Below are 6,111 nucleotides of genomic sequence, written 5' to 3'. Positions count from 1 at the left end.
GCATAAACATTATTGACATCGATTCACATACCATTCTTCTCTCAAGCAGAAAAGATTCATTAGGCAAAAAGATAGATGAAAATATAAGGAAAGCTATTTCTGCACTTCAAAAAAACCCCTCGAAGATAAATATTGAATTTATAAGAAATTCGAAGAAAAAGCATTTTGATATGTTTATAATTCAAGCTATTGGCGATAGTTCAAAGTCAAAAGAAATTAAATATGCCGCTTCCTCTCATATTGAAGCCGAAGAATTCATAAATCCGATGCTCGAAGTAAAGGATTATTTAGGGAAAAGCGTTGAAGTCATATTGGCAACTGAAGAGGGACAAAATTTAACTTCCTTGAAGTTTTTACACAAAGAAAAGAATACATCAAAATGCTTAAAAAAGATAATAGACATTTACAAAAATAAATCTGCCTCTCACGAAGAGAATGCCTTTGTTGAAGCCAAGGGCTATAGAGATATACCTGTCTTTGCTGTTTGCCGCCCTATTTCATTGACGCCTGAAAACAACATCTGGCTTATCGTGAAGGAAGACAGGAATGAAGCCCTCGGATATTTCAGCAAGAGACTTTTTATCGACTTGGCAGTAAGCGTAATTTCTTTTATACTAATCTCGATTTTTCTCTTCTTTATCATAAAAAAAATAGTTTCTCCTCTTGAATCCTTATCTTATGCCTCAGAAAAAGCACGGGAAGGCAATCTCGATGTAAGAGTGCCAATAAAAGCTAATGATGAAATAGGCACTCTTTCACAGCAATTCAATTCGATGCTGGACACCATAGAAAAAACACAGAAATCGTTGGAAAAGAAAATCGAAGAAAGGACTGCATCCCTATCTGAAACAAATAAGAAGCTTCTCGATGAAATAGAAAGACATCACATCACAATGAAATCCCTAAAAGAAAAAGAAGCACATCTGCAGGCAATAATGGATTACTCGCCCTCTATTATCTACCTCAAAGATTTGGAGGGAAGATATATCCTTGCAAATAAAAAATTTTACGACCTGCCTCGCTTCAAAGGGAATAAGGAAAAACTTATCGGCACTAAAGCCAAAGACCATATGCCACAGGATATTGCAGAAGAAATCGAAAAAGCGGAAATACAGGTAAGGACAACAGGCAAAGTAATAAGGACTGAGATTCCTGTGCGTCAGACAAAGAATGAAAAGTGGCTCTTATCGACAAAATTTCCGCTTCGCGATGCATCGGGCAAAATCTATGGCACCTGCACATTCATTGATGACATAAGCGAAAGAAAGAGGTTTGAAAATATAATTCAAGAAAGAGAAGCTCAGCTTCGCGCTGTGATTGACAACAGCCCTGCCCTCATATTCATAAAAGATGTAGAAGGAAAATATCTAATGATCAACAGCCAATATGAGAAGAATTTCAACATTAAACAAAGCGAAATAGTTGGGAAAACTGATTTTGAATTATTCTCCAAAGAAACAGCAGAAAAAATCTTTGAAAATGACCGAAAGGTTATAAATGAGAAGATAGCTATAAAGAAAGAGGAGAGTGTCGAACAGGCGGACGGCATTCACACATACATATCGGTGAAATTTCCATTATATGACTTTTCAGGAAAAGTTTATGCATTATGCGGCATTTCCACTGACATAACAGATGAAAAAGCAAAAGAAGCAGAATTGCGGCTTCTTGCCACTGCAATCTCACAGACAAATGAATGTATCGTTATAACCGACAAGGACGCAAATATTCAATATGTGAATCCTGCATTCCAAAGAACTACAGGTTATTCACCCAATGAAGTTTTAGGTCTTAATCCGCGAATTCTACAAAGCGGAGAGCACAGCAAAGAATTTTATGAAAATATGTGGAATACGCTTACAAGCGGTAAGACTTGGGAAGGAGAATTTATAAATAAGCGTAAAAACGGACAAATCTATTATGAAGAAGCATCAATCTCGCCAGTTTTCGATTCCAGCGGAAAAATCATCAACTATGTGGGAGTAAAAAGAGATGTTACAGACTCTAAAATGAAAGAAGAACAGCTTCTTCAGTCACAAAAGATGGAATCAGTGGGGCGTTTAGCAGGCGGTGTTGCCCATGATTTCAACAATATTCTTGTTGGAATTTTGGGTTACAGCGAATTAATATTGACCTCGATTGAAAACAACAGTGAAGTAAAAAAGTATGCTGAAGAAATAAGAAATGCAGGCGAAAGAGCATCAGCGCTGACACGACAACTCCTTGCTTTCAGCCGCAAACAGGTTATTGAGCCAAAAATTATCAACCTCAATCAATTGATTGAAAACATAAGAAATATGCTTTCAAGAATTATAGGGGAAGATATAGAAATAAGACTCAAACTTCAGGAAAGAGGACTTGGCACTATTAAAGTTGACCCCGACCAAATGGCGCAGGTGCTTCTCAACCTTGCTGTAAATGCGCGCGACGCTATGGCGAAGGGTGGAAAAATTGTCATAAAGACATCAAATGTCGAACTTGAAAAGAAATACATAAAGGAAGAAGCAGATGTCATATCCGGGAAATTCGTTCTTTTATCTTTTGCTGATACAGGCATAGGAATGGACAAAGAAACTCAAAAAAAGATATTCGAACCCTTCTTTACAACAAAAAAAGAAGGGAAAGGTACAGGTTTGGGCTTGTCAACGGTGTATGGAGTGGTAAAACAAAGCGGCGGCTACATTACAGTGCACAGCAGGGTTGGTAAAGGCACAGTATTCAAAATCTTCCTTCCGCGCGTTGATGTAAAAGAAATCAGCGACATTGTAGATGTTGTTGAAGAGGCAGAAGCATCAATCGGTTTCGAAAAAGTGCTTGTAGTGGAAGATGAGGAAACTGTAAGAGAGCTGACGCGAGAAATAATGTCATCTAAAGGATATAGAGTTGACACAGCTGAAACACCTGAAGAAGCCCTTGAAAAAGCCGGCAATGGCGCTGGACCTTTTGACCTACTCATCACAGACCTTATAATGCCCGGAATGGATGGAATCGAACTGTCGAAAAAAATAAAAGAAAGGAATCCATCAATCAAAACATTGGTTATGTCAGGTTATTCGGACAATGAATTTCTGCGAAATGGCGGATTGAAGGGGAATATCCCTTACATTCAAAAACCTTTTACACCCCAGGCACTTCTTAAAAAAGTCCGCGAAGTGCTCAATAGCAAATAAAGAAAGTTAAGAAACTTCATATTCCCTTCCCTATAATTTCCTTTGGACAAAAAATTGTCTTCATAATATAAGAACAAAAAATTAAGAATAAAACTTTAGATATGAACAAAGGGAATAGATATTTTTTTTATATATTTCTGATAATTATCCTTACGCTTCTTTTATCTGCGTGCGCAAACAATGTGTCATATATAAAAAAAGGAAAATTCGTCAAACCGAATATATGGGAAAAACCCGTGCTGAAAGAGAAAAAACTATCTGCAATACAGAAGAAAATCTATGACGAGCTTGGTCCGCCATCATATATATTGGTTTATAAGGAAGCTGTTTCAGGCAAAGAAAAGCCGCGAAAGGTGGAAGAATGGGTTTACAAGGAGAAGGATAAATTTTTATGGTTTGTAGAAGGAAATCTCGTTAAGGATATTCCTGTCCAAGTGCCGGGATTAAGGAAAAGCATCTTTTCAAGAGACAATGCAAACCAACAACGATAGATTTCTCCCTGATTGATTACTCAATTACCAGCTTCTCTTCCTGATACCTTCCGTCCTTTATAGAAAAGAGTCCTGCTTTAGGATTTGAAAGATTCTTTAAAAGCACAATAAGATAATAACAATTGAATTGAGCAAGGCGAATATCCTTTTCTGATGGTTTGCATTCACCTTCAGGATGTGAATGGTATAGGCATAAAAGGTCTATATCTTCCTCTTCAAGCCTTCTCAATAAAGTTAGCTGCTCATAAGGGTCGCACTGAAATGAAGTAGGGCTTTTTTCTATATTTGTAAATTCAACAATCTCCGTTACTCTTCCATCTTTTCCAAGAAGGGCACCGCATCCCTCATAGGGATATTCTTTCTTCAATTGCCTAATCAACTTGTCATAAATGGAAGAAGGTATAGAGAGCATCTTTTATTCAGGAAAGAGATATTATTCTATAACATCGCCCTCGATGGGGAAGACTTCTACGCCCCATTCTTTGAGCGCTTTTACAGCACGCTCTATTTCATCGAAATCGCCGGAAATTTCGATATCGACCCAGCCCGTATCATAATCAAAGAGCGCTTTTCTCAAATTGGGCACGACATCAAAATTTTTCACAAGACGATAGATAATCGGCTCTTTTACGACTTCTCCAGTAAATTTTAACCGCGCCCTAAAAATCGACATATTTCATAATCTCTTTTTAATTTCTTCCACCTGCAATGGCAGGGACAATGGAAACTTCATCTCCGTCTTTGACTTCTGTTTCCGTCCCCTTCATAAAGCGGATATCCTCTTCGTTGACAAAGATATTTACAAATCTTCTCACATTTCCTTCTTCATCACAGAGTCGTGCTTTTATCCCCTGATATTTGCTTTCCAGCCCATCGATTACTTCAAGAACATTTGTCCCTTCAACTTCAACAACGGACTCTTGATTGGTAAGTTTCCGAAGAGGTGTAGGTATTCTAACTTTAACAGCCATCTTATACTCCTTTCTTCCACAATTTGCTTCTCAAATTATTATTTTAGAATAGCTTCAAAATCTTTCAAGTGGGGATTAATCTTTATTGGTTTATCAACAGCACCGACAACTGCTTCCTGTGTTTTCAATCCATTGCCTGTTACATAAGCCACAGTAAGCTCATCTTTTCCAATTTTCCCCTTCTCAGCAAGTTTTTTCAAAACAGCAATGGTAACACCTCCTGCTGTTTCTGCAAAAATCCCTTCTTTTGAGGCAAGAAGCTTCATTCCTTCAACTATTTCTTCATCAGTTACTGTTTCAAAAACTCCACCACTATTCTTAACTGTTACCAATGAATAATAACCGTCGGCAGGATTGCCTATGGCTATCGATTTAGCTATGGTATTTGGCTTTACCGGTTTTATGAACTCTGTATCATTCTTAAAAGCCGTTGCAACAGGTGAGCATCCTTCTGCTTGAGCACCATTAATCTTTGTTTTTACATCTCCTATCAGCCCCAGCTTGCTCAACTCATTGAATCCTTTACCAATTTTAGTAAGAAGCGACCCCGATGCAACAGGCACAACAACTTGGTCAGGCGCCTTCCAGCCAAGCTGCTCTGCAGTTTCAAAAGCAAGTGTTTTTGAACCCTCTGCATAATATGGCCTGATATTGATATTTACAAATGCCCAATTATATTCACCTGCCACTTCTGAGCAAAGCCGGTTGACATCGTCATAGTTTCCATTTACTGCAACAACTGTTGGATGATAAATAACACTCCCCAAAATCTTCCCTGCTTCAAGGTCTCCGGGAATAAAAACATAACACTTCAAGCCTGCCGCCGCGGCATTTGCTGCAACTGAATTTGCAAGATTTCCAGTTGAAGCACAGGCAACTGTATCATAACCAAATTCCTTCGCCCTCGACAGCGCAATTGCTACCACTCTATCTTTAAATGATAAAGTTGGATGATTGACAGTGTCATTTTTAATATAAAGATTATTCAGCCCTAATTCAGCACCAAGATTCTTTGCTCTTACAAGAGGCGTAAATCCTGAATTTTCACCTACTATGAAATCGCCGCTCACTGGCAGAAGGTCGATATATCTCCATAAACTGGGCGGACCTTTTTCGATTTTTTCCTTTGAAATTGTACCTGCTATGAAATCATAGTCATAATTGACTTCAAGAGGACCAAAGCAAAATTCGCAAACATGTATAGCTTCTGCAGGATACTCATTTTTACACTCCCTGCAAATCAAACCTTTTACTTTACCCATTACATCTCCTTTTCTTCATCATCCCTGAAAAATAAAAGCATTTTATATTTTAGGGGATTTCTCTGCCTGAATTATTCTTAAATTAGGCATAGATATTTTATGTAATTGAAAGATATGATGCTAATCAATATTTGATATCTTCTGCTTTGTCAATATAAAATTTGCTTGTTTAAAGAGCATTTTCTCATCATTCCGGTCGAGTGATGAGGAGATACTG

6 protein-coding genes are annotated in these 6,111 nt (G+C 37.8%); 2 read left to right on the top strand and 4 right to left on the bottom strand.

Annotation, left to right across the window (positions count from 1 at the left end):
• Both D6734_06625 and D6734_06620 read left to right on the top strand, forming a co-directional pair.
• On the top strand, window positions 1-3,170 hold a 3,170-nt coding region (locus D6734_06625), incomplete at its 5' end, for a PAS domain S-box protein (GenBank protein ID RMF94951.1).
• 101 nt (window positions 3,171-3,271) lie between these two features.
• Window positions 3,272-3,661, top strand: a complete 390-nt coding sequence (locus D6734_06620) for a hypothetical protein (protein ID RMF94950.1) — start codon at window positions 3,272-3,274, stop codon at window positions 3,659-3,661.
• A gap of 16 nt (window positions 3,662-3,677) precedes the next feature.
• Here D6734_06620 and D6734_06615 read toward each other — a convergent pair whose 3' ends face one another.
• Genes D6734_06615 through D6734_06600 form a run of 4 tightly spaced genes read right to left on the bottom strand, consistent with a single transcriptional unit; the run spans window position 3,678 to window position 5,894 of the window.
• On the bottom strand, window positions 3,678-4,073 hold the full coding sequence (locus tag D6734_06615; GenBank protein RMF94949.1) for a M67 family peptidase: 396 nt from the start codon (window positions 4,071-4,073) through the stop codon (window positions 3,678-3,680).
• 21 nt (window positions 4,074-4,094) lie between these two features.
• The gene (locus tag D6734_06610; protein ID RMF94948.1) at window positions 4,095-4,334 is read right to left on the bottom strand and encodes a FeS-binding protein; all 240 of its coding nucleotides are present in this window, start codon (window positions 4,332-4,334) and stop codon (window positions 4,095-4,097) included.
• Window positions 4,335-4,350: 16 nt separating this feature from the next.
• Window positions 4,351-4,632: a MoaD/ThiS family protein gene (locus tag D6734_06605; GenBank protein RMF94947.1), complete on the bottom strand. Its 282-nt coding sequence runs from the start codon at window positions 4,630-4,632 to the stop codon at window positions 4,351-4,353.
• 38 nt (window positions 4,633-4,670) lie between these two features.
• Complete coding sequence (locus D6734_06600) at window positions 4,671-5,894, bottom strand: threonine synthase (GenBank protein RMF94946.1); 1,224 nt, start codon at window positions 5,892-5,894, stop codon at window positions 4,671-4,673.
• Window positions 5,895-6,111: the final 217 nt, after the last annotated feature.

The organism is Candidatus Schekmanbacteria bacterium (genome assembly GCA_003695725.1).
In the GTDB taxonomy this organism is placed as follows: Bacteria; Schekmanbacteria; GWA2-38-11; order GWA2-38-11; family J061; genus J061.
This window is presented reverse-complemented; position numbering and strand designations above follow the sequence as displayed.